The 20,078-nt window shown below is 73.0% G+C and carries 21 protein-coding genes and 1 riboswitch; of the genes, 12 read left to right on the top strand and 9 right to left on the bottom strand.

The genetic code is table 11. From position 1 onward, the window contains the following. Positions 1 to 143: 143 nt before the first annotated feature. The 3 genes from AB0J97_RS47185 to AB0J97_RS47195 all read right to left on the bottom strand — a co-directional run bounded on the left by AB0J97_RS47185 (position 144) and on the right by AB0J97_RS47195 (position 4,589). On the bottom strand, positions 144 to 1,175 hold the full coding sequence (locus AB0J97_RS47185; protein ID WP_364102647.1) for a ribonucleotide-diphosphate reductase subunit beta: 1,032 nt from the start codon (positions 1,173 to 1,175) through the stop codon (positions 144 to 146). After that, a complete protein-coding gene (locus AB0J97_RS47190) occupies positions 1,157 to 3,568 on the bottom strand; it encodes a ribonucleoside-diphosphate reductase subunit alpha (RefSeq protein WP_364102650.1) in 2,412 nt (803 codons plus the stop codon). Before AB0J97_RS47190 ends, AB0J97_RS47185 begins: the two co-directional genes overlap by 19 nt. Positions 3,569 to 3,696: 128 nt before the next feature. Next, positions 3,697 to 3,903, bottom strand: a riboswitch (cobalamin riboswitch). 71 nt (positions 3,904 to 3,974) lie between these two features. Beyond that, complete coding sequence (locus AB0J97_RS47195; protein WP_364102653.1) at positions 3,975 to 4,589, bottom strand: helix-turn-helix domain-containing protein; 615 nt, start codon at positions 4,587 to 4,589, stop codon at positions 3,975 to 3,977. A gap of 112 nt (positions 4,590 to 4,701) precedes the next feature. Here AB0J97_RS47195 and AB0J97_RS47200 point away from each other — a divergent pair, with 112 nt between their 5' ends. Continuing rightward, positions 4,702 to 5,349: an NAD(P)H-dependent oxidoreductase gene (locus AB0J97_RS47200; protein ID WP_364102656.1), complete on the top strand. Its 648-nt coding sequence runs from the start codon at positions 4,702 to 4,704 to the stop codon at positions 5,347 to 5,349. A gap of 2 nt (positions 5,350 to 5,351) precedes the next feature. Further along, positions 5,352 to 5,672: a multidrug efflux SMR transporter gene (locus tag AB0J97_RS47205; RefSeq protein ID WP_364102659.1), complete on the top strand. Its 321-nt coding sequence runs from the start codon at positions 5,352 to 5,354 to the stop codon at positions 5,670 to 5,672. Positions 5,673 to 5,677: 5 nt separating this feature from the next. On the opposite strand, the gene AB0J97_RS47210 is transcribed toward AB0J97_RS47205, so the two are convergent. Next, the gene (locus tag AB0J97_RS47210; RefSeq protein WP_364102662.1) at positions 5,678 to 7,234 is read right to left on the bottom strand and encodes an FAD-dependent monooxygenase; all 1,557 of its coding nucleotides are present in this window, start codon (positions 7,232 to 7,234) and stop codon (positions 5,678 to 5,680) included. Positions 7,235 to 7,304: 70 nt separating this feature from the next. Between AB0J97_RS47210 and AB0J97_RS47215 the strand changes: the two genes are divergently transcribed. Further along, complete coding sequence (locus tag AB0J97_RS47215; protein ID WP_364102665.1) at positions 7,305 to 7,910, top strand: TetR/AcrR family transcriptional regulator; 606 nt, start codon at positions 7,305 to 7,307, stop codon at positions 7,908 to 7,910. A 47-nt stretch (positions 7,911 to 7,957) separates the two neighbouring features. Here AB0J97_RS47215 and AB0J97_RS47220 read toward each other — a convergent pair whose 3' ends face one another. Continuing rightward, positions 7,958 to 8,500, bottom strand: a complete 543-nt coding sequence (locus tag AB0J97_RS47220; protein WP_364102668.1) for an RICIN domain-containing protein — start codon at positions 8,498 to 8,500, stop codon at positions 7,958 to 7,960. Between the two features lie 105 nt (positions 8,501 to 8,605). On the opposite strand from AB0J97_RS47220, the gene AB0J97_RS47225 reads away from it, so the two are divergent. After that, entirely contained in the window at positions 8,606 to 9,382 is a 777-nt protein-coding gene (locus AB0J97_RS47225; protein WP_364102671.1) for a methyltransferase domain-containing protein, read from the top strand. Between the two features lie 31 nt (positions 9,383 to 9,413). On the opposite strand, the gene AB0J97_RS47230 is transcribed toward AB0J97_RS47225, so the two are convergent. Both AB0J97_RS47230 and AB0J97_RS47235 read right to left on the bottom strand, forming a co-directional pair. Next, complete coding sequence (locus tag AB0J97_RS47230; protein ID WP_357708442.1) at positions 9,414 to 10,043, bottom strand: response regulator transcription factor; 630 nt, start codon at positions 10,041 to 10,043, stop codon at positions 9,414 to 9,416. After that, positions 10,040 to 11,095: a hypothetical protein gene (locus tag AB0J97_RS47235; RefSeq protein ID WP_364102674.1), complete on the bottom strand. Its 1,056-nt coding sequence runs from the start codon at positions 11,093 to 11,095 to the stop codon at positions 10,040 to 10,042. The genes AB0J97_RS47230 and AB0J97_RS47235 overlap by 4 nt, the downstream gene beginning before the upstream one ends. Positions 11,096 to 11,215: 120 nt before the next feature. Between AB0J97_RS47235 and AB0J97_RS47240 the strand changes: the two genes are divergently transcribed. Continuing rightward, complete coding sequence (locus tag AB0J97_RS47240) at positions 11,216 to 12,331, top strand: hypothetical protein (protein ID WP_364102677.1); 1,116 nt, start codon at positions 11,216 to 11,218, stop codon at positions 12,329 to 12,331. Here the strand turns inward: AB0J97_RS47240 and AB0J97_RS47245 are convergent. After that, positions 12,300 to 12,680, bottom strand: a complete 381-nt coding sequence (locus AB0J97_RS47245) for a PPOX class F420-dependent oxidoreductase (protein ID WP_364102680.1) — start codon at positions 12,678 to 12,680, stop codon at positions 12,300 to 12,302. The two genes, AB0J97_RS47240 and AB0J97_RS47245, sit on opposite strands and share 32 nt — an antisense overlap. Positions 12,681 to 12,774: 94 nt before the next feature. On the opposite strand from AB0J97_RS47245, the gene AB0J97_RS47250 reads away from it, so the two are divergent. The 4 genes from AB0J97_RS47250 (at position 12,775) to AB0J97_RS47265 (ending at position 17,337) form a co-directional block, all read left to right on the top strand. Then, positions 12,775 to 13,260 (top strand): helix-turn-helix domain-containing protein, encoded by a 486-nt coding sequence (locus AB0J97_RS47250; protein WP_364102683.1) that lies wholly within the window; start codon positions 12,775 to 12,777, stop codon positions 13,258 to 13,260. Between the two features lie 65 nt (positions 13,261 to 13,325). Continuing rightward, complete coding sequence (locus AB0J97_RS47255; RefSeq protein ID WP_364102686.1) at positions 13,326 to 14,597, top strand: GDSL-type esterase/lipase family protein; 1,272 nt, start codon at positions 13,326 to 13,328, stop codon at positions 14,595 to 14,597. A gap of 43 nt (positions 14,598 to 14,640) precedes the next feature. After that, positions 14,641 to 15,027, top strand: coding sequence for a 2'-5' RNA ligase family protein (locus AB0J97_RS47260; RefSeq protein ID WP_364102741.1), 387 nt, complete (start codon positions 14,641 to 14,643; stop codon positions 15,025 to 15,027). Positions 15,028 to 15,099: 72 nt separating this feature from the next. Next, positions 15,100 to 17,337, top strand: a complete 2,238-nt coding sequence (locus AB0J97_RS47265; RefSeq protein ID WP_364102689.1) for an Orn/Lys/Arg decarboxylase N-terminal domain-containing protein — start codon at positions 15,100 to 15,102, stop codon at positions 17,335 to 17,337. Positions 17,338 to 17,440: 103 nt separating this feature from the next. Here the strand turns inward: AB0J97_RS47265 and AB0J97_RS47270 are convergent, their stop codons facing one another. Then, positions 17,441 to 18,331, bottom strand: coding sequence for a hypothetical protein (locus AB0J97_RS47270; RefSeq protein ID WP_364102692.1), 891 nt, complete (start codon positions 18,329 to 18,331; stop codon positions 17,441 to 17,443). Positions 18,332 to 18,446: 115 nt separating this feature from the next. Between AB0J97_RS47270 and AB0J97_RS47275 the strand changes: the two genes are divergently transcribed. The 3 genes from AB0J97_RS47275 (at position 18,447) to AB0J97_RS47285 (ending at position 20,021) form a co-directional block, all read left to right on the top strand. Next, positions 18,447 to 18,959: a SigE family RNA polymerase sigma factor gene (locus AB0J97_RS47275; protein ID WP_357708456.1), complete on the top strand. Its 513-nt coding sequence runs from the start codon at positions 18,447 to 18,449 to the stop codon at positions 18,957 to 18,959. Continuing rightward, positions 18,946 to 19,674: a hypothetical protein gene (locus tag AB0J97_RS47280; RefSeq protein ID WP_364102695.1), complete on the top strand. Its 729-nt coding sequence runs from the start codon at positions 18,946 to 18,948 to the stop codon at positions 19,672 to 19,674. Before AB0J97_RS47275 ends, AB0J97_RS47280 begins: the two co-directional genes overlap by 14 nt. A gap of 77 nt (positions 19,675 to 19,751) precedes the next feature. After that, positions 19,752 to 20,021, top strand: a complete 270-nt coding sequence (locus tag AB0J97_RS47285) for a metal-sensitive transcriptional regulator (RefSeq protein ID WP_357708511.1) — start codon at positions 19,752 to 19,754, stop codon at positions 20,019 to 20,021. Positions 20,022 to 20,078 lie beyond the last annotated feature (57 nt).

Consider the following 20,078-nt stretch of genomic DNA (forward strand, 5'->3'; position numbering starts at 1 on the left):
GGGGGCGCCCCCCCCCCCCCCCCCCGCCCCGCCCCCCCCCCCCGGGCCCCCCCCCCCGTCCGGCGGCCCCCCCCCCCCCCCCGCCGGCCCCCCCCCCCCGGCGGGGGTGAACCCCCGCCGGGCCTGCGCACCACGTGGAGCCGTCAGAAGTCGGCGTCGAAGCTGACCGAGCCGGTCACCCCCACCTGGTACGCCGACACCCGCCGCTCGAAGAAGTTCGACAGCTCCTGCACGTCCTGCAGCTCCATGAACGCGAACGGGTTCTTCGACCCGTACAGCGGCTCGATGCCGAGCTGGCCCAGCCGCCGGTCGGCCACGTGCTCCAGGTAGGACCGCATGTCAGCGGTCGACATGCCCGGCACGCCCTGCCCGAGCAGGTCCTCGGCGAACTGGGCCTCGCACTCCACCGCCTCGGCCAGCATCTCCCTGACCTGACGGGCCATCTCCTCGTCGAAGAGGTCCGGCTCCTCCTGCCGTACGACGTCGACCACGTCGAAGGCGAAGGCCATGTGCATGGACTCGTCGCGGAACACCCAGTTGGTGCCCGAGGCCAGCCCGTTCAGCAGGCCGCGCGAGCGCAGGAAGTAGACGTAGGCGAAGGCGCCGTAGAAGAACAGGCCCTCGATGCAGGCGGCGAAGCAGATCAGGTTGAGCAGGAACGCCCGCCGGTCGTCGCGCGTCTCCAGCCGCTGGAGGCTGCCGATGGAGTCGATCCAGCGGAAGCAGAACTCGGCCTTGCGCCGGATGGACGGGATGTTCTCCACCGCCGCGAACGCCGCGAACCGCTCCTCCTCGTCCGGCACGTAGGTGTCCAGCAGGTTCAGGTAGAACTGGACGTGCACCGCCTCCTCGAACAGCTGCCTGCTCAGGTAGAGGCGCGCCTCGGGCGCGTTGACGTGCTGGTAGAGGTTGAGCACCAGGTTGTTGGCCACGATCGTGTCGCCGGTGGCGAAGAAGGCGACCAGCCGGCTGACCAGGTGGCGCTCGGCCGCCGACAACCTGGCCAGGTCCTTCAGGTCGGAGTGCAGGTCCACCTCCTCGACGGTCCAGGTGTTCTTGATCGCGTCGCGGTAGCGGTCGAAGAAGAGGGGGTAGCGCATGGGCCGCAGGGTCAGGCTCATGCCCGGGTCGAGCAACATCACGTTCTCCTCGGGGGTCACTGGCAGGCTTCGCACGACTCGGGGTTCTCCAGGGAGCAGACCAGGGCCTCCTCGGACTTGTTCATGAGGGGCGCGGGGGGCGCGAGGGGCACGGTGGCCTGCTGGATCCGGGTGGCCGGGCGCGAGCGCAGGTAGTAGGTGGTCTTCAGGCCGGACTTCCAGGCGTACAGGTACATCGAGGAGAGCTTGTCGATCGTCGGGGCGCTCAGGAACAGGTTGAGCGACTGGCTCTGGTCGATGTACGGCGAGCGCGCGGCGGCCATGTCGATCAGCGCGCGCTGGGGCAGCTCCCAGGCGGTGCGGAACAGCCGGCGCACGTCCTCCGGCAGCTCGGCGATGCCCTGCACCGACCCCTCGGCCTGCTTGATGGCGGCCCTGACGCGCTCGTTCCACAGCCCGCGCGACTTGAGCTCGGCCACCAGCGCGTTGTTGATCTGGAGGAACTCGCCGCTCAGCGTCTCGCGCTTGAACAGGTTGGACACCTGCGGCTCGACGCACTCGTAGCAGCCGACGATCGAGGCGATGGTGGCGGTCGGCGCGATCGCGATCAGCAGCGAGTTGCGCAGGCCGTGGGCGGCGATCCGCGCGCGCACCGCGTCCCAGCGCTCGGCCTGGGTGCCGCTCTCCCCCCACAGGTCGTGCTGGAGCCTGCCGCGTGCCGCCCACGTCTGGTCGTAGGCCGGGTGGGCGCCGAAGCGCTCGGCCAGGCCGGCGGAGGTCTCCAGCGCCGACAGGTAGATCTCCTCGGCGAGCCGGGTGGACAGCTCCTTGGCCTCGGCCGAGTCGAACGGCAGCCGCAGGGCGAAGAAGACGTCCTGAAGGCCCATCACGCCCAGGCCGACCGGACGCCAGCGCGGGTTGCTGGCCGCGGCCTGCTCGCTCGGGTAGTAGTTGATGTCGATCACGCGGTCGAGGAACGTGACCGCCGTGCGGACGGTGGCGCGCAGCCGCTCCCAGTCGATGCCGTCGCCGGTCAGGTGGGCGGCGAGGTTGACCGAGCCCAGGTTGCAGACCGCGGTCTCGGCGTCGCTGGACACCTCGATGATCTCGGTGCACAGGTTGGACAGGTGCACCACGTTGCCGGGCTCGGCGGCCTGGTTGCACAGGCGGTTGGCGGCGTCCTTGAAGGTCATCCAGCCGTTGCCGGTCTGGGCGAGGGTGCGCATCATCTTGGCGTACAGGTCGCGGGCCTTGATCTGCCGGACGTACCGCCCGGCGCGCTCGGCGGCGCGGTAGGCGTCCTCGAACGCCTCCCCCCACAGGTCGGGCAGCTCCGGGACCTCGTCGGGGTCGAACAACGACCACGGCTCGTCGGCCTCGACGCGGCGCATGAACTCGTCGGGGATCCAGTTGGCCAGGTTGAGGTTGTGGGTGCGGCGGGCGTCCTCGCCGGTGTTGTCGCGCAGCTCCAGGAACTCCTCGACGTCCGGATGCCAGGGCTCCAGGTAGACGCAGGCCGCGCCCTTGCGGCGGCCGCCCTGGTTGACGGCGGCCACGGACGCGTCGAGCGTGCGCAGCCACGGGACGATGCCGTTGGAGTGCCCGTTCGTGCCGCGGATCAGCGCGCCGCGCGAGCGCACCCGCGACCAGGAGATGCCGATCCCGCCGGCGAACTTCGACAGCTGCGCCACCTGGGCGTAGCGGTCGTAGATGGAGCCGATCTCGTCCCGGGGGGAGTCGACCAGGTAGCAGGAGGACATCTGGGTGTGCCGGGTGCCGGAGTTGAACAGCGTCGGCGAGCTGGGCAGGTAGGCCAGCGACGACATGAGCCGGTAGAACCCGACGGCCTCGGCGGGCGTCTCGGCCAGCCCGCAGGCCACGCGCAGCAGCCAGTACTGCGGCGTCTCCACCACCAGCCGGGTGGACGGGTGGCGCAGCAGGTAGCGGTCGTAGACCGTGCGCAGCCCGAAGTACTCGAACCGCAGGTCGGCGGTGACGTCGATGGCGTCGTCGAGCTTGCGGGCGTTGGCGTTGACGAACTCGGCGGTCTCGTCGCCGACGAGCCCCTCGGCGTGGCCCAGCCGGATCGCCTGGCTGAAGGAGGCCACGCCCTGCCCGCGGACCTCCTTGTCGATGTAGCCCGACAGCAGCCGCGCGGCCAGGCGCGAGTACTGCGGCTCCTCGCCGATCATCTCGGCGGCCGTCTGGATGGACAGCCGGTCCAGCTCGGCGGTGGTGGCCCCGTCGTAGAGCCCGCTGATCGTCTTGGTGGCCACCCGCATCGGGTCGATGTCCGTCAGATCGGTCGCCCAGTGCTCCACCGCGCGTACGATCTTGTTGACGTCGACCGGCTCGGCGGTGCCGTTGCGCTTGCGCACCTGCATCTGGACGCGCCGCGGCGCGGGCCTCCCGTCGTCCGCCCCCGCCGCCTCGGCCAGGTCCGTCATCGGGTCCCCTGTGACCGTCACTTCGCTCTCCCCTCGTGAACTCGGTCAGGTGCCGAGAACACGCGCAGGAGGCAGACGGCGAGGCGCCACAGCCCTCTCGCCGGTACCGTCCGCCGTCCCGCGCGGCCTCGGAGCAGCCACGCACGCATGATCGTGCGCGGCGCGCCGGCAGGTCTTCGGACTCGTGGGCATGCTGTCGCTGCCTACTGGCCGTCGCTTCCCGGGCCCATGGCCCAGTGCGTCTGACGGCGGTCGTTCCCACTCACCGCTGCGGGGCAGTCCCGGATTTCCACCAGGTTCCCTCTTGCCTCGGCCACCCTGGCTGGGCGGGCCGAACCGGCTGCGGGAGACACCATATATAGGGCGGATCAAAAAGTCACACCCAACATGTCGTGTTGCGAAGAGGAAGGCGCCGGCCCGGGACGGGCTAGCCGGCGCGTTCGACGATGCCGTGGGCCAGGCGGGTCAGGGCGGCGGTGATCTGTTCCGGGGTGAGCCCCCGCCTGCGCTGCTCGGCATAGACGTCGGGCCCCAGCGGGGCGAGGAGGATGTCGGCCAGCGCGTCGGGCTCCGGGATCGCCGCCTCGGCCAGCAGCACCCGTACGTGCGCCCGCCAGAACCCGTAGGCGCCGGTGGCGTACCGCGCCGCGCCCTGCTCGGCGCCCAGGACGAGCGAGATGTGCTCGTCCAGCAGCTCGACCATCGCGGCGTAGAAGGCGGCGAGCCGGTCGGCGGGAGGCGCGCCGGGGCCGAGCGGCGGGTCGCCGCGCAGGAGGCGTTCCTGCAACACGCGCTCGTGCTCGTCGAGCAGGGCCTGCGCGATCGAGACGGTGTCGGGGTAGCGGCGGTAGAGCGTGCCCCGGCCCACGCCGGCGGCCTTGGCGATGTCGTCCATTGTCACGCCGCGCGGGTCTCGGGCGGCGAACAGCTCGGCCGCCGCGGCGAGCACCTTGGCGCGGTTACGTGCGGCGTCGGCGCGCTCGCGCGGGCGGCCCGCCTCCTCCACGGGACGTCCGGTCAGCAACTCGGTACGGGACTCCATGGCGGCGACTCTAACCCACACCACGATAAGTGGACAACGTGCCCGCTTAGTTGCTACGGTCATGCCGACCCCCAAAGCGGACGCAATGTCCACTTATTTCGAGGAGCCCCTCATGACCGTTCTGCTCCACCTGGACGCCAGCGCCCGACGCCGCTCGATCAGCCGCGAGCTCGGCGACGCCTTCGCCGAGGCGTGGCGGTCCGCCCACCCCGAGGGCACCTACGTCCACCGCGACCTGGCGGCCGAGCCCGTGCCGCACATCGGGGAGGCCTGGACGGAGCTGTGCGACTACGTCATGGCCAACCGGATCACCGACATCGGCCGCTACCACGAGGCCGCCCGCACCCCGGAGCAGGCCGCGGCCTGGGCGGTCATCGAGCCGCTGCTGGCCGAACTGGTGGCCGCGGACGTGGTGCTGATCGCCACCCCGATGTACAACTACTCGATCCCGTCGGCGCTGAAGGCGTGGCTCGACCAGGTGACCTTCCCCAAGATGTCCCTCGCCGGGCGGCGTTTCGTGGTCACCACGGCGCGCGGCGGGGCCTACTCGCCCGGCGCCCCCAAGGCCAAGTTCGACTACCAGGAGCGCTACCTGCGGGACTTCTTCGCCGGCCACTTCGCCGTCGAGGACACCACCGTGGTCACCGCCGAGCTGGCCAACTCCCGCGTCGACCCCGACCTGGCCCACCTGCGCTCCCGGCACGACGAGCTGTACGCCGCCGCGCTGCGCGGCGCCCGCGACCTGGGCAAGGAGTTCTGACGATGAGCTGGCTCGTCCTCGGGCTGGCCGGGCTGGTCGAGATCGCCTGGGCGCAGAGCATCAAGCCCACCCAGGGGTTCACCAGGCCGCTGCCCACCCTGCTCTGCTTCGTCCTCATGGTGGCGGCGGTCTGGCTGCTGTCGTACTCGATGAAGACCCTGCCGGTCGGCACCGCGTACGCGGTCTTCACCGGCATCGGGGCGGTCGGCGCGATCGCGCTGGGCGTCGTCGTCCACAAGGACCCGATGTCGATCGGGCGGATGGCCGCGCTGGCGCTGATCGTCGGCGGCATCGTCCTGGCGCGGATCACCAGCCCGGAGTGACCTCGTCAGGCGGGGGTCGCGGCCCGTCGAGGACGATCCCCGAACCAGCGGGTGAGGGCCGCCTCCAGGCCGTCGGGGTCAGCGCCCGCCCAGGCGACGTAACCGTCCGGCCGGACGAGCAGCGCAGGGGCGGGAGCGCCGGCGGCGGTCGCGGCCACGTGGCGCACCCGGTCGAGCCAGGGCGCGGCGGTGGCGGCGAGGGCGTCGCGTCCGGTCAGGTCCAGGAACAGGGGGCGGGCGTCACGCAGCAGCTCGGCCAGGCGCCCCGGCCGCCCGTCGCCGGCGGTCAGGGCGAGGGACGGCGCGAACCACCCGGTGGGCGCGGCGGGCCGCTCCTCCCCCATGTCGTACCGGACGTCGCTGCCCGCCATCAGGTCGGCGACCAGGCGCAGGTTCTCCGTACGGCCCAGGAGCTCGCCGAACAGCCGGCGCAGCGCCGTGACCTCGGCCCCGGGCGCCAGCAGGGCGGTCGCGGCCAGGGTGTGGGTGACCACGCGCTCGGCGCACGCGCGGCGCTCGGCCTCGTAGCTGTCCAGGAGCCCTTCGGGGGCCTGTCCGCGCAGCGCGGCGGCGAGCTTCCAGGCCAGGTTGGCGGCGTCCTGGAGCGCCAGGTTCAGGGTGGGCCCGTGGCTGACCTGGGCGGCGTCGCCGGCGATGAAGACCCGTCCGGCGCGGTAGCGGTCGGCGAGCCGGGTGTTGCGCCCGCACAGGCGGCGCAGCATCGACGGTGCGCCCTCGGGCGGCGGGCTCAGGGGCAGGCGCACGCCGAGGACGCGTTCGACGCTCTTCTCCATCTCGGCCAGCGTCATCGGCGCGCCCGGCCCCGGGAAACTGCCCGCCGGGTGGTCCTCCCACTCGGCCGTGTTGATCAGCGGCCGCCGCGGGTCGTGGGCCAGGAGGGTGAAGACGCCGCGATCGGTGCGGTGGAAGTGCGCGGGGATCTCGCCGAGGCCGTCGATCAGGACGCGCCCTCCGGGCAGCATCCGGAAGTGCTCGCCCGGCCCGACGAGGGCCGAGCGGTCGACGACGTGGTCGTCGCTGACGCCGGGGAAGGCGATGCCCGCCGCCTTCCTGACCATGCTGTGGCCGCCGTCGCAGCCGACCAGGTAGCGGGCCGTGAGGGTCGTCGCGACGCCGCCGGGGCCGCGGGTCACGACCTCGACCCGGTCGTCGTCCTGGGCGAGGGAGAGCACCTCCCAGCCGCGCCGCACGTCCGCGCCGAGTTCGGCCGCGCGCTCGCCGAGCACCCGTTCGAGGTCGCGCTGGTCGCAGGGCAGGAGGTGCATCGGGTTCTCCGCGCCGAGCTCGTGCAGCGGCAACGGCATCCCGCCGAAGAAGAAGCCCGGCGCGGGCGCCGGGACGCCCCGGCCGCCGCAGCGTTCGTACAGGCCGCGGTGGTCCAGGAGCCGGACGACCTGACCGGCCAGGCCGTGGGCCTTGTCCGACAGGTCCGGCTCCGGACGCCGTTCCAGGACCAGCGGCCGGGCGCCCGCCAGGCGCAGCTCGCAGGCGAGGAAGAGGCCGGCCGGGCCGCCGCCGACGACGATGACGTCGAACATCATGTGACGTTCCTTAAAGTACAGGGCTGTATCTAATTCAGGTCACCGTAGAGTCCCGCGATAAGATACGCAAGTGAATCTCAAGCACCGTGCCCCCGGCGGCGCCTCCCGCCGGCGCGGCTCCGCGCTGGCGGACGCGATCCTCGACGCCGCCTGGGACGTGCTGGTCGAGCACGGCTACCACGGCTTCACCTACGAAGCCGTCGCCGCCCGCGCCGGCACCAGCCGCCCGGTGCTCTACCGGCGCTGGCCGCGGCGCGACGACCTGCTGCTGGCCACCCTCGCCAAGTTCTGGCGGCTGATCGACGTGCCCGACACCGGCAGCCTCCGCGACGACGCGATCGGGTTCCTGCGCAACGCCGGCGCCGACCGCGCGGGCATGCTGACGCTGATGAGCGTGCAGCTCGCCGACTACTTCCGCGACAGCGGCACCAGCCTGACCGAGCTGCGCGACACCCTGCTCCCGCCCGGCCACGCGACCGCCTTCGAGACGATCGTGGGCCGCGCGGTCGAGCGCGGCGAGCTGCCCGGCGTGCCGCGCTCGTCCAGGGTGGTGAACCTGCCGCTGGACCTGCTGCGGCACGACATGCTGGTGACGATGCGCGGGGTGCCCGAGGAGTCGATCATCGAGATCGTGGACGAGGTCTGGCTGCCCCTCCTGGGCACGTCCACCGCCTGACCGGCGGCCACCAGGGGACGGCCTCCCCGCGCGGGCGGCCGCCCGGGTCAGCTCACGTAGTAGTCGCGGATCTCCCAGAACCGGGAGGGGTGGCCGTCGCAGGTGAACTGGACGGCCTCCAGGTTGTTGGCGGGGCTCACCCCTCCGGCGATCGTCAGGCACTTGCCGGTCTGGACGTTGCGGAACTCGACGTACTGGCCGACGCGGTTGCCGAGCGCCCAGTAGCGCGAGGGGTGGGTGTCGCAGGTGTACTGGAGGGCGACGACGTTGTTCTCGGTGCTGACGCCCCCGGCGATGGTCAGGCACTTGCCGGTCTGGCGGTTCCTGACCTGCAGGGCCGCGCTGGAGTAGCCCCAGACGTCCCAGCGGCGGGAGGGATGGCTGTCGCAGTCGTACTGGACGGCGTGGACGTTGTTCTCGGTGCTGACGCCCCCGGCGATGGTCAGGCACTTGCCGGTCTGCCGGTTCACGAGCTGGACGTTGGACGCGGCCCACACGGCCGAGGCCGACGCGGGCGCCGGGGCGGTGACGAGGCCGAGGGCGAGGAGCGGGGCGACGACGGCCGCCGGGCGAAGGATGTGTGTCTTCATGCGACCAAGCCTGCGGTCGCCGGGCCCGTAGGGCCTGAGTAGCGCGTACTCAATGTGCGCCGCCGGGGTTGCCGCCCCAGACGATCATGAATCAGGATCGGTTCCATGACATCACCACGGATACAAGGAAGGGTCTTCGGCGAGGTCGCCGACGAGTACGACAGGGTCCGGCCCGGCTACCCGGCGCAGCTGGCGGCCGACGTGCTGGCCTACGCCGGGGCCCCGGCGCTGGAGGTGGGCGCGGGCACCGGGAAGGCCACGGAGCTGTTCGCGGCGAGCGGCGTCGACATCGTGGCCACCGAGCCCGATCCGGCCATGGCCGCCGTGCTGGCCCGGCGGTCCGCCGGGCTGCCGAACGTGACGGTCACCGTCTCCACGTTCGAGGAGTACGTCCCGGAGCGGGCCTTCGGCCTGCTGTACTGCGCCCAGGCGTGGCACTGGGTCGACAAGGAGGTGCGCTGGCAGCGCGCCGCCGCGGCGCTCGCCCCCGGCGGCGGGCTCGCCCTGTTCTGGAACATCGACTGGCCCGCCGACGACGGGGTGACCGCGAGGCTGCTGGCCGCGCACGAGAGGTTCGCCCCGCACATCAGGCCCAACACCGGCCCGATCGCCAGGCCGATCGGCGAGGAGGCCGGGGCCCGCGAGTGGGCCGCGGAGATGGGGCTGCCGCCCGAGTTCGGGGACCTCGGCACCCGGCTCTACCGGTCGGAACGCACGCTTCCGGTGGCCGACTACGTCACCCTGCTGTCCACCCAGTCGTCCTACCGCATCCTGGACGAGGACGTGCGAGAGAGGCTGTTCGGCACGCTCCTCGACACGCTCGGCGCGCACGTGACGGTGAACGTCGAGACGGCCCTCTACCTGGCCCGCCACCTCCCCTGACCGGCGGCACGGCACGGACGGGCACTCCCCGTCACGGCTGGGCCCTGCCGGTCGCCCACGCCCAGGCCGCGATCATGACCCGGTTCCTGGCGCCGATCTTGCGCTGGACCGCGGCGATGTGGTTCTTCACCGTCCCGGGCGACAGGAAGAGCTCGGCGGCGATCTCGGCGTTGGTCCGCCCCTGAGCCACCAGGACCACGATCTCGTCCTCCCGCTCGGTGAGCACCACGTCCGAGACCTCCCGTCGCGGGCCGCTCCCGCGCAGCAGCCGGACGGTGAGCTGCGGGCTGATGAGCATGTCGCCGTTCATGGCCGCCCGGACGGCCTCCACGAGCAGCGCGGGGCCCGAGCGTTTGAGCACGAAACCGGCCGCGCCGTGCCGCAGGGCCGCCTGGACGTACTCCTCCAGCCCGAACGTGGTGACGACCACGACCTGGATGCCGGTGCCGGACAGGGCGCGGGTCACCTCGATGCCGTCGGCGCCGGGCATGCGGATGTCGGCGAGCACGACGTCCGGCCGGACGGCGAGGGCGGTGTCGATCGCGGTGCGCCCGTCGGCCGCCTCGGCCACCACGGTCATGTCGGGCTGGGCGTCGAGGATCAGGCGGAAGGCGTCGCGGATGCCCTCCTGGTCATCGGCGACGAGGATGCGGGTGCTCACCCAGGAGATTGTCGCAGCGGCAGCCGCGCCGTCAGCGACCACCCGTCCGGTACGGCCCGCGCGGCCAGCTCGCCCCCCTGCTCCGCCACGAGCGCGGCCAGCGCGGGCAGCCCCGATCCGCCGCGGCGGCGGCGGGCCGCGCCGGTCACCCCGTCGTTGGTCAGGGTGATCTCCAGGACGTCGCCCGGCGTCGTGACGGACAGCTCGACGCGCCCGGCGCGCGGCGCGTGCCGCCGGATGTTGGTCAGCCCTTCGATGACGATCCGGTAGGCCAGCGCCGCCGTCTCCGCCGGGACGGCCGCGACGGGGTCGATCCGCACGCCGATCCGCGCCGGCCCGGCGGCGGAGAAGCGGTCGGCGGCCTCGGCGATGCCGCCCAGGTCGCCGACGGGACCCAGGGGCCGGTCGTGGTGGAGCGTGTCGAGCGTGCGGTCGAGCGTGGACAGCGCCCGCAGGCCCGCCGCCTCGACGCGTTCCAGCGCCCGCAGCGGATCGCCCGCGACGGTGCCCGCCTGGGCGTGCGCGACCATCTCGCTGATGTCGTGGGCCAGGAAGTCGTGCAGGTCTCCGGCCAGCCGCAGCCGCAGGACCGTCCGGGTGTCGGCCACCGCCCGGTCCTTCCGTACGTCGAGCAGGCGCAGGTAGCCGCCCACGGCGGCGGCCGCCAGCACGCCCGTCCCCCAGAACGCGCACGCCCCCAGCGCCTCCAGCGGCGAGGCCGGCGCGAAGACGCGCAGCAGCCAGGTGGCCGCGGCGAGCCCCGCCAGGATCGCCGCCGGCGCGGCCCGGCGGACGGGCGCGTACCGGACGACCAGGCCGGTCGTGACCGCCAGCGCCACGCTCTCGATCATGCCCAACGCGCCGCCGGCCGGGGTGGACGGCCCTCCGGCGGCCGGCCACCCGGCCGTGACCGCCAGGGACAGGCCCGCGGCCGGCAGCGTCAGCACGGGCAGCCACCTGGCCCTGCCCCCGGCCAGGAACAACCCGATGGCCGCCACCGCGACGGCGACCGCCGCCGGCACGGAGGCGGCGACCATCCACAACACGTTCATCCGGGAAACGATATGCGCCCCCGCCGGCCCGCCCCACGTGCCGAACGGCACCGCCGCGGCCTCCAGGAGGTGCCGAACGGCATCTGCCCGCCGTGCGCCCGCGCTGGAAGGCTCGTCGGCATGACGATCTTCACTTCCGTCCGGTACGGACACGCGGCGGCGCTGTGGGCGGTCGCCTACGGCCTGCTCGGCGCGGCCTGGGCGCTCGGGGCGCCCGGTTACCCCTGGGGATCGAACGATCCCGACCCCGACGGCGCGCTGTCGATCCTGGCCGGCACCGCGCCGGCCTTCGGCTGGTGGATCGCGGCGTTCTCGGCCCTCACGGCGGCGACCGCGCTGCTCCTGACCCGCCCCGGCGATGCCCGCCCACCGGCCGGAGCGGGGGCGGACCTCCGAGGCGGGGAACGTCCGCCGACCGGAGCGGGGCCGAGCCCTCGTGGCGGGGGACGGCGGCCGGGCGGGCCGCTGGGACGGGTGGCCGTTCTGGTGGCGTGGCCGGTCGCGGCGCTGCTGGTGCTGGTGGTGCCCGACTCGCGGCTGATGATGGGCGTCGCCTACACGCCGCTGCTGCTGGTCGCCCCCGTCTTCGGCTGGGGGCTGGGCGGCGCGACGTTCGCCGACGCCTGGCCGTGGCCGGTGCTCAACCAGCTCGTGTGCGTGCTGGGCGGCCTGCTGCTGGCCGCCGCCGCCCGGGAGCACGGACGTGGCCGGGCGAGCTGGTTCACCCCGGCGCGCGGCCGGATCGCGGTGTACGTGGCGGTCGCGGTGCCGCTGGTCTACTGCGCCACCCGGTGGGCCTGGGCGCTGGGCATCCCGCTCGGCGTGAGCGCGGAGTTCCTGGCCGAGGGCGAGGACGGGCTGTGGCTGGCGGGGGCGTACCTGGCGACGTTCGGGGCGTTGGGCGGCGTGCTCACCCTCGGGCTGGTCCAGCGGTGGGGCGAGGTCTTCCCGCGCTGGATCCCGGGGTTGCGCGGCCGGCGGGTGCCGCCGCTGCTGGCGGTCGTCCCGGCCGCGTTCGTCTCGATCATCGTCACGGTGGCCGGGCTCACCTACATCCGCTGGACCGTGGCCGGCCGGTTCACCCTGGAGGAGTGGGGCGCCTGGCTGCCGGAGTGCTTCTGGCCGGTCTGGGGCGCCGCGCTGGCCACCGCCACCGTCTGCTACCACCGGCGCCGCCGGGAGACGCCGTCCGGGACGGCGCGGCTCAGCCCGCGCTCTGCCGGTCGGGCTCGATGACCAGCACCACGCGCTCCTCCTCGCGCGAGTAGGGCCCGCCGATGTACTTCTCCGCGATCCGGTCGACGATCTCCCAGCCCGCCTCGCCCTCGATCCACTCCACGACCCGGCCCCTGATGAGCACCGGCTGGAACGGGTTGCCCACCGGGGTCAGCGAGAGCGCTACCCGGGGGTCGCGCCGCAGGTTGATGGCCTTGCGGGAGCGCGGGCCGGTGAGGATCACGACGTGGTCGCCGTGCGTGCCGATCCAGACGGGGACGGAGTGGGGGGCGCCGTCGGGGAGGAGGGTGGCGAGGTGGGCGATGGGGGTGCCGTCGAGCACGCCGCGCACGTCGGGGTCGAGCTTCATGGTTCTCTCCGGTCTGACGAAGTTCCTTGAGGAGACTCCATTACCGTAGCACCTGAAGTTCCCTCAGGGAACCCCGAAGAGGTAGACTGCCGCCATGCAACGCACGAACTTCGCGGAGATGGCCTGCTCCATCGCACGCACCCTCGACGTGATCGGGGAGCCGTGGTCGCCGCTGGTCCTGCGGGACGTATGGGCCGGGGTGCGACGGTTCGACCAGCTCCAGGCCGACCTGGGCATCTCCCGCAAGGTGCTGACCGAGCGGCTCAACCACCTCGTCGACCAGGGCGTGCTCGAACGCCGTCCCTATGATCAGCGGCCGCGTCACGAGTACCACCTGACGGCCAAGGGCGCCGAGCTGGTCGACCTGCTCATGGTCATGGCCGGCTGGGGGGACAAATGGCTCGCCGGGGAGGCCGGGCCGCCCGTGCTCTACCGCCATCACGCCTGCGGCGAGATCAGCGCGGTGGACCTGCGCTGCGCCCGCTGCGGCGCCCCGATGCACGCGGGCGACGTCGAGCTGCTGCCCGGTCCCGGCGCGGCCGATCGGCCGAACGGCGCGGAGGATCACACTTTCGGCTGATCCCGGCCCCCGGCGCCGATCAAGAAGATCTCCCGTGACCATCGACGTCACGCAGGGAGTTCGACATGAGATCGACCGGATGGCGGCGGGCACTGGCGCCCGCCGCCGCCTTTTGCCTGATCCTGACCGCCGCGGCCCAGCCCGCGGCGGCGGCGGGAGCACGCGCCGACGCCGGGAGCTGGACGGCGACCTGGGGCAGCGCGATGCAGCGCCCCACCAAGGGCACCGCCGACACCGGCCCGAACTGGTCGCTGTCCGGGTTCGGCGACCACACGCTCCGGCAGGTGATCAGGGTGACGGCGGCGGCCCCCGAGCTGCGGGTACGCCTGTCCAACCGGTACGGCACCAAGCCGCTCAAGCTCTCCGGCGCCACGGTCGGCAGGTCGGCCGGCGCCGCGGCGGTGTGGCCGGGCACCTCGCGCGCGCTGCGCTTCGGCGGCCGGACGCGGACCGAGATCCCGCCCGGCGGCCAGGCCGTCAGCGACCCGGTCGCGCTGCCCACCTCGCCGCTGGAACGATTGGCCGTGACGCTGCGCCTGCCCGAGGCGACCGGCCCGGCCACCTTCCACCGGTTCACCACCGCGACCTCCTACCGGGCCGCCGGCGACCGGCTGTCGGACCTGGGCGGCAGGGCGTTCACCGAGTCCACCGCCGCCTGGTACTACCTGACCGGGGTGGAGGTCGCCGCCGCCGCACCCGCCGTGGTGGTCTTCGGCGACTCCCTCGTCGACGGCGTCGGCTCCACTCCGGGCGCCGAGACCAGGTTCACCGACCAGCTCGCCGAACGTCTCGTCGCCGCGGGCAGCCCGGCCTCGGTCGTCAACGCCGGGATCGCCGGCGGCAGGCTGCTGAACGACTCCCCCTGCTTCGGCGACCGGGCCCTGGACCGTCTGGGACGTGACGTGCTGGACCGTCCGGGCGTCAAGGCCGTGGTCGTCCACCTGGGCGCGAACGACCTGGCCTATCCGGGGCTCGACGACCCGTGCGCCAAGCCCGATCCGAAGGTGGGCGTGGAGGAGCTCATCGCGGGCCACCGGCGGCTCATCGCCGCCGCCCGCGCCCGCGGGATCAGGACGGTCGGCGTCACGGTCATCCCGCTGCGAGGGGCGCTGTTCCCGTTCTGGACGAAGGAGATCGAGGCGGCCCGGGTGGCGCTCAACCACTGGATCCGGACGAGCGGCGCCTATGACGTCGTCCTGGACGCCGACCGCGCGATGTCCGACCCGGCCGCGCCGGACCGGCCCAGACCCGGCTACGTCTTCATGGACGGCCTCCACCCGGACGACGCGGGCGCCCACGCCATCGCCGCCGCCCTCGACCTGCGCCGCCTGCTCTGACGGACGGTAATCCAATGGCCGGCGCCACGGACGCTCTGCGAACCTGAACCATGCCCCCCACGGAACCGACCACGTACCGAGCCGGCGGAACGGCGCTCGGCCGGGGTTCGACGTGCGGTTCGCCGGATGCGGCAGGTTCCCCGGCGTGCTCTACCCCGCGCCCGGCCCGGAGCGGCCGTTCCGGGAGCTGACGGAGGCGGTCGCCGCCCGGTGGCCCGAGGCCCCGCCTTACGAAGGCCGGTTCGCCTCGATCGTCCCCCATCTCACGGTCGCCGACCGGCAGGAGCCGGAGCTGCTCGACCACGTGGAGGCCGAGCTGGCCGCCGGGCTGCCCCTGACGGCCCGGGTGCGGGAGGTGCGCCTGCCGGTCGGCGACGGCCGCCGCCGGCGCGAAGAGCGGGCCTTCCCGCTCGGCGAGATTCGTCACTGACCGTGATTTTGTCATTCCTTGGCGTTACGATCCGGGAAGGTCGTCCTCCCCTGATCGATCATGGAGTGCCGCATGGAGCGAACGGTTCTGGCCGCCGTCACCGAACACCCCGACGCCGACTCGGCGCTCGCCGAGCAGATCCGCCGGGTGTGTGCCGAGATGGGCGAGCTCGGGCTGCAGGTGCGCTGGACCCACCGCACGGCCGACGCCCTGGCGGTGGTCGGGTCCGACGCCTCGCTCACGGCGATCCTGGCGGCCTGGGACGCCCCCGGCGCCGACGACCTGCTGACCGCGGTGGCCAGGCGCTTCCGCGGCCTGCCGGTCTTCCTGATCACCCAGGACCAGGAGCTCCCCCTGTGGGTGTACGAGGTCATCCAGGGCTACGTCTTCCCGCTGGAGGACACCCCGCAGTTCATCGCCGGGCGCATCGCGCACGCCGCCGACCAGTACGCCGAGCAGATCCTGCCGCCGTTCTTCCGCGCGCTGCTGCACCTGGAGGACCACCACCCCTACTCCTGGCACACCCCGGCCCACGCGGGCGGCGTGGCGTTCCTGAAGTCGCCCGTGGGCCGGGCGTTCTTCGACTTCTACGGCGAGCGGCTGCTGCGCACCGACCTGTCGATCTCCGTCACCGAGCTGGGGTCGCCGCTCGACCACACCGGGCCGATCGGCGAGGCCGAGCACAACGCCGCCCGCGTCTTCGGCGCCGAGCGCACGTTCTTCGTGGTCAACGGCAACTCCACCGCCAACCGCATCGTCGGGCACCACGCGATCGCCCGCGGCGACACCGTCCTGGTCGACCGCAACTGCCACAAGTCGATCCAGCACGCGCTGGCGATCAGCGGCGCGCGGCCGGTCTACCTGGTTCCCGAGCGCAACGGGCTGGGGCTGGCCGGGCCGATCCCGGCCGCCGCGCTGGAGGCGTCCGCCGTCCGGGCGCGGCTGGCCGCCCATCCTCTCGCGGCGGGCGACCCGTCGTACGCGGTCGTCACGAACTCCACCTACGACGGCGTCTGCCACGACGCGGTCCGGGTCGCCGAGCTGCTGGGCGCCAGCGTGCCGCGGCTGCACTTCGACGAGGCGTGGTTCGCCTACGGCCGGTTCAACCCGCTCTACGCCCGCCGGTACGCCATGTCGGTCGACGAGCGCACGCTGCCCGGCCCGGAGCGTCCCACGGTGTTCGCCACGCAGTCCACGCACAAGCTGCTGGCGGCACTTTCCCAGTCGGCGATGTTGCACGTCCGGCCCTCGCCGCGGGCGCCGGTCGACTACGACGCGTTCAACGAGACGTACCTCATGCACGCCTCGACCTCGCCGCTGTACCCGATGATCGCCTCGCTCGACGTGGCCGCGGCGATGATGGACGGCCCGTCGGGGGCCTTCCTGACCGGGGAGGCGATCGTCGAGGCGGTCCGGTTCCGGCAGGCGATGACCCGGCTGGCCGCCCGCGTCCGCGAGGACGGCCGCCGGCCCGAGTGGTTCTTCGGCCTCTGGCAGCCGTCGTCGGTGATCGACCCGCGCACCGGCACGGCCGTGCCGTTCGCCGACGCCGACCCGGCGCTGCTGTGCGCCGAGCCGCGCTGCTGGGTGCTGGAGCCCGGGGCCGCCTGGCACGGGTTCGACGGGATGACCGACTCCTACGCCATGCTCGACCCGGTCAAGGTGACGATCACCTGCCCCGGCGCCGACGCGGCCAGGGGCACCCTGGAGTGGGGCATCCCGGCCAAGGTCGTGGCCGCCTACCTCCAGCGGCGCGGCATCGTGGTGGAGAAGACCGGCGACCACACGCTGCTGGTGCTGTTCTCGATGGGGATCACCAAGGGCAAGTGGGGCACGTTGATCGACGCGCTCACCGACTTCAAGAACGCCTACGACGACGACAAACCGCTGGCGGACGTGCTGCCCGGGTTCGGGCCGTCCGGGGTGTCGTTGCGCGCGTTCTGCGCCGAGGTCCACGCCAGGCTGCGTGACTCGGAGGTGGGCGCGCTGCTCGACCAGGTCTTCACCGCGCTGCCGGTGCCGGTCTCGACGCCCGCCGACGTCTACCAGGCCATGATCCGCTCCCGTACCGAGCGGGTCCCGCTGGCCCGGCTCGCCGGGCGGGTCGTGGCGGCGACCGTGGTGGTCACCCCGCCCGGGATCCCCATGCTGATGCCCGGCGAGGCGACCGGCGAGGCCGACGGGCCGCTGATGAGGTACCTGCGGGCCCTGGAGGACTTCGACCGGGCCTTCCCCGACCTGGCCACCGACATCCACGGCGCCCACCGCGACGGCGAGGGCCGCTACTGGGTGGAGGTCGTCCGCGACTGACGGCCGGCCCCGGGCCGAGTCCCTGAGCCGGGGCTCCGAGCCGAGTCCCCGTGCCGGGCCCCCGCGCCGGCTCGGGGCAGGGTCAGGCAGGGCCAGGGCAGGGTCAGGGGAGGGCCGGTACGGCGGGCCGGAAGTCGGTCCAGCCGACCTCGGCCAGGGTCGTGACGTACGCCTTCCCCGGCTGCTTGCCGCCACGCCGCTCCTCCGACAGCAGGGCCATCCTGCCGGTGTCGACGATCAGCCGGGTGGTCTCCGGCACGGCCGCCTTGCCCGTCCCGTTCACCGTGTCGATCACGACGGCGGCGCCCGACCGGCCCAGCTCGTCCTTGGCGACGCCGTCGGCGCGCACACCCGGCATGGTGAGCATCCCCTGGTAGGCGGCGTTGCGCACCTCCTTCGGCGCGGGCAGGACGTGCAGGAGCTGGGGCAACGTCTGGGCGACCCAGCCGGGCAGGGCGGTCCCGGGGATCTGGGCGACCCGGCCCGCCCTGGTGAGCCAGTCCTTCAGCAGGGCGGGGTCGGCGGGCAGGCGCTGGATCTCGTCGTAGGTCAGCCACTGCCCGGCCAGCTCGAACTGGTTGCGCTCGCGCACGCTCCCCAGGTGGCCCTTGGTCGGCTCGGTGGACAACCGCACGGTCTGCCCGTCGATCGACTTGCCCCACCTGCTGGGTGAGCCGTCACGCTGCCACGCCTTCTTGTCGGCCGCGCTGCCCGGTGTCGTCCCGAGTTCACGGTAGGCGTACCAGGCCCGGCCGTCGGGGGTGGTCCACCGTTCGGTGATCTGCCGTTTGACCAGCGAGTACGAGTTGGAGCTGGTGCCGAACAGGCGGGGCTGCGGCATGGTGAGCAGTTCCTTGACGTGCCAGTAGGCGCCCTCCGGCGGGGCCGCCACGACGGGCGCGGGCGCGCCCAGGGCGGCGCCCACGGCCAGCCCGGCGCCCAAGATGATCAGTCGGCGGAACGTCACCGTCCCTGCCCGTGAATGCGAAGTCATGCCCCTCCATACGCCTGAGCCCCCCGAACGGTTGCCCGCCGCATTCACCTGCCCCCGTGGGCAACCGCCGCGAAAGCCCAGGCGTATAAGGAAGCGTGAATTCGGACAGACAGCCATGAGCGCCTCGGAACACGACTTCGGCGCCTTCGTGGCCGCACGTGCCACGAGCCTGCTGCGGGTCGCCTACCTCGCCTGCGGCGACGAGGCCGAGGCCGAGGACCTGCTGCAGACCGCGCTGGAGCGCACCTACCGGAACTGGGACCGGGTCCGCCACGACAGCCTCGAACCGTACGTGCGCCGGGTCATCGTCAACGCCGCCATCAGCCGGGCCCGCCGCCGGGCGATCCTGCGGATCATCCCGATGCACAGCCCGCCGGACACACCGGATCGCGCGACGGACACCGACCTGCGCCAGGTGCTCATGGACGCGTTGCGCGCCCTGCCGCCACGGCAGCGGGCGGTGATCGTCCTGCGGTACTGGGAGGACCTCAGCGAGGCGCAGACCGCCGAGGTCCTCGGTTGCTCGACCGGCACGGTCAAGAGTCAGGCGTCCAAGGCGATGGCCAAGCTTCGGTCGGCCCTCGGACGGGAGACAGTGGAAGGAGTGATCAGGAATGCCCACGCTTGAGGAGGAGCTCCTCCGGCTCATGACGGAGGAGACCGCGCGCCTGCACGCCGCGCCCGACCTGGTGGAGCGGGTGGTGCGCGGGTCCCGGCGCAGGAGGACTCGGAGCCGGATCGCGGCGTTGTCGGCGTCCGTGGCCGTCGTGGCCGCGCCGGTCGCGTACATGGGGATGGGCGCGGCCACGACGACGGGCGGCGAGGTCACGATCTCCGCGACGCCGGAGCCGCCCGCCATCGACGACGTCCCGCCCCAGCCGTCCGAACCGCCGACCCTCGGCGACCTGGGCGACGGCAAGGCGTTCGGGCACGTCAAGGTGGGGTACCTGCCCGAGCGGCTGATCTGGTCCCGCTGGTCGGTGAACTTCGGCGACAAGTACTCGACTGCCTACGGTTACGAGGGCGACGACTCGGGCTTCTACCGCGTGCAGATCTACATGTACGAGCAGGCGACCGTCGAGGAGGTCGCCGACCGCATCGCGGCCCACCGCGACGAGGGGGAGGGCGAGGAGGTGACCGTCGGCGACCGCACCGGATACCTGGTCGTCCAGGACGTCGGCGAGGACGGCATGAAGGGCACGCCGACCCTGTTCCTCAAGATGGGCGAGCGGCAGTGGGCGGAGATCATGATCAGCCCGGTGTACGCCGGTGAGCTGGGCGACGCCGATGCCGTCACCGCCGAGCTGAGGAGGATCGCCGAAGGGCTCACCTCCACCCTGTGACCCTCTCCGTCCCGCCGGCGGCCGGGCGTGCGCGGCACAATACCTCGGGGGGTATATTGGCGGTGGAGGTGGAGCGAGTGGACATGGACGCGGCCGTCCTGGCCGACGCGCTCACCCGGCTCAAGCGGGCCCACGGCCAGCTCGGCGGGGTGATCGCCATGATCGAGAACGGCGACGACTGCGAGCGGGTGCTGACCCAGCTCGCGGCGGTCTCCAAGGCCCTGGACAGGGCAGGATTCAAGATCATCTCAACCGGCCTGCAGCAGTGCCAGATGGCGCGTGAGCGCGGCGAGGAGCCGTCGATCACGCCGGAGCGGCTGGAGAAGCTGTTCCTGGCCCTGTCCTGATCCCACCCAAGGGCATCCGAAGGCGACGGCGGGGGCCGTACGCCGGAGTATGCCCTT

Source organism: Nonomuraea sp. NPDC049607, assembly GCF_040675375.1.
Taxonomy (GTDB): domain Bacteria; phylum Actinomycetota; class Actinomycetes; order Streptosporangiales; family Streptosporangiaceae; genus Nonomuraea.

Excerpts from the sequence above, each read along its gene's own strand:
- AB0J97_RS47255 (WP_364102686.1), top strand. The coding sequence starts at position 13,326 with ATGAGATCGACCGGATGGCGGCGGGCACTGGCGCCCGCCGCCGCCTTT.
- AB0J97_RS47205 (WP_364102659.1), top strand. The coding sequence starts at position 5,352 with ATGAGCTGGCTCGTCCTCGGGCTGGCCGGGCTGGTCGAGATCGCCTGG.
- AB0J97_RS47250 (WP_364102683.1), top strand. The coding sequence starts at position 12,775 with ATGCAACGCACGAACTTCGCGGAGATGGCCTGCTCCATCGCACGCACC.
- AB0J97_RS47245 (WP_364102680.1), bottom strand. The coding sequence starts at position 12,680 with ATGAAGCTCGACCCCGACGTGCGCGGCGTGCTCGACGGCACCCCCATC.
- AB0J97_RS47280 (WP_364102695.1), top strand. The coding sequence starts at position 18,946 with ATGCCCACGCTTGAGGAGGAGCTCCTCCGGCTCATGACGGAGGAGACC.
- AB0J97_RS47200 (WP_364102656.1), top strand. The coding sequence starts at position 4,702 with ATGACCGTTCTGCTCCACCTGGACGCCAGCGCCCGACGCCGCTCGATC.
- AB0J97_RS47220 (WP_364102668.1), bottom strand. The coding sequence starts at position 8,500 with ATGAAGACACACATCCTTCGCCCGGCGGCCGTCGTCGCCCCGCTCCTC.
- AB0J97_RS47270 (WP_364102692.1), bottom strand. The coding sequence starts at position 18,331 with ATGACTTCGCATTCACGGGCAGGGACGGTGACGTTCCGCCGACTGATC.
- AB0J97_RS47275 (WP_357708456.1), top strand. The coding sequence starts at position 18,447 with ATGAGCGCCTCGGAACACGACTTCGGCGCCTTCGTGGCCGCACGTGCC.
- AB0J97_RS47225 (WP_364102671.1), top strand. The coding sequence starts at position 8,606 with ATGACATCACCACGGATACAAGGAAGGGTCTTCGGCGAGGTCGCCGAC.
- AB0J97_RS47195 (WP_364102653.1), bottom strand. The coding sequence starts at position 4,589 with ATGGAGTCCCGTACCGAGTTGCTGACCGGACGTCCCGTGGAGGAGGCG.
- AB0J97_RS47240 (WP_364102677.1), top strand. The coding sequence starts at position 11,216 with ATGACGATCTTCACTTCCGTCCGGTACGGACACGCGGCGGCGCTGTGG.
- AB0J97_RS47210 (WP_364102662.1), bottom strand. The coding sequence starts at position 7,234 with ATGATGTTCGACGTCATCGTCGTCGGCGGCGGCCCGGCCGGCCTCTTC.
- AB0J97_RS47265 (WP_364102689.1), top strand. The coding sequence starts at position 15,100 with ATGGAGCGAACGGTTCTGGCCGCCGTCACCGAACACCCCGACGCCGAC.
- AB0J97_RS47235 (WP_364102674.1), bottom strand. The coding sequence starts at position 11,095 with ATGAACGTGTTGTGGATGGTCGCCGCCTCCGTGCCGGCGGCGGTCGCC.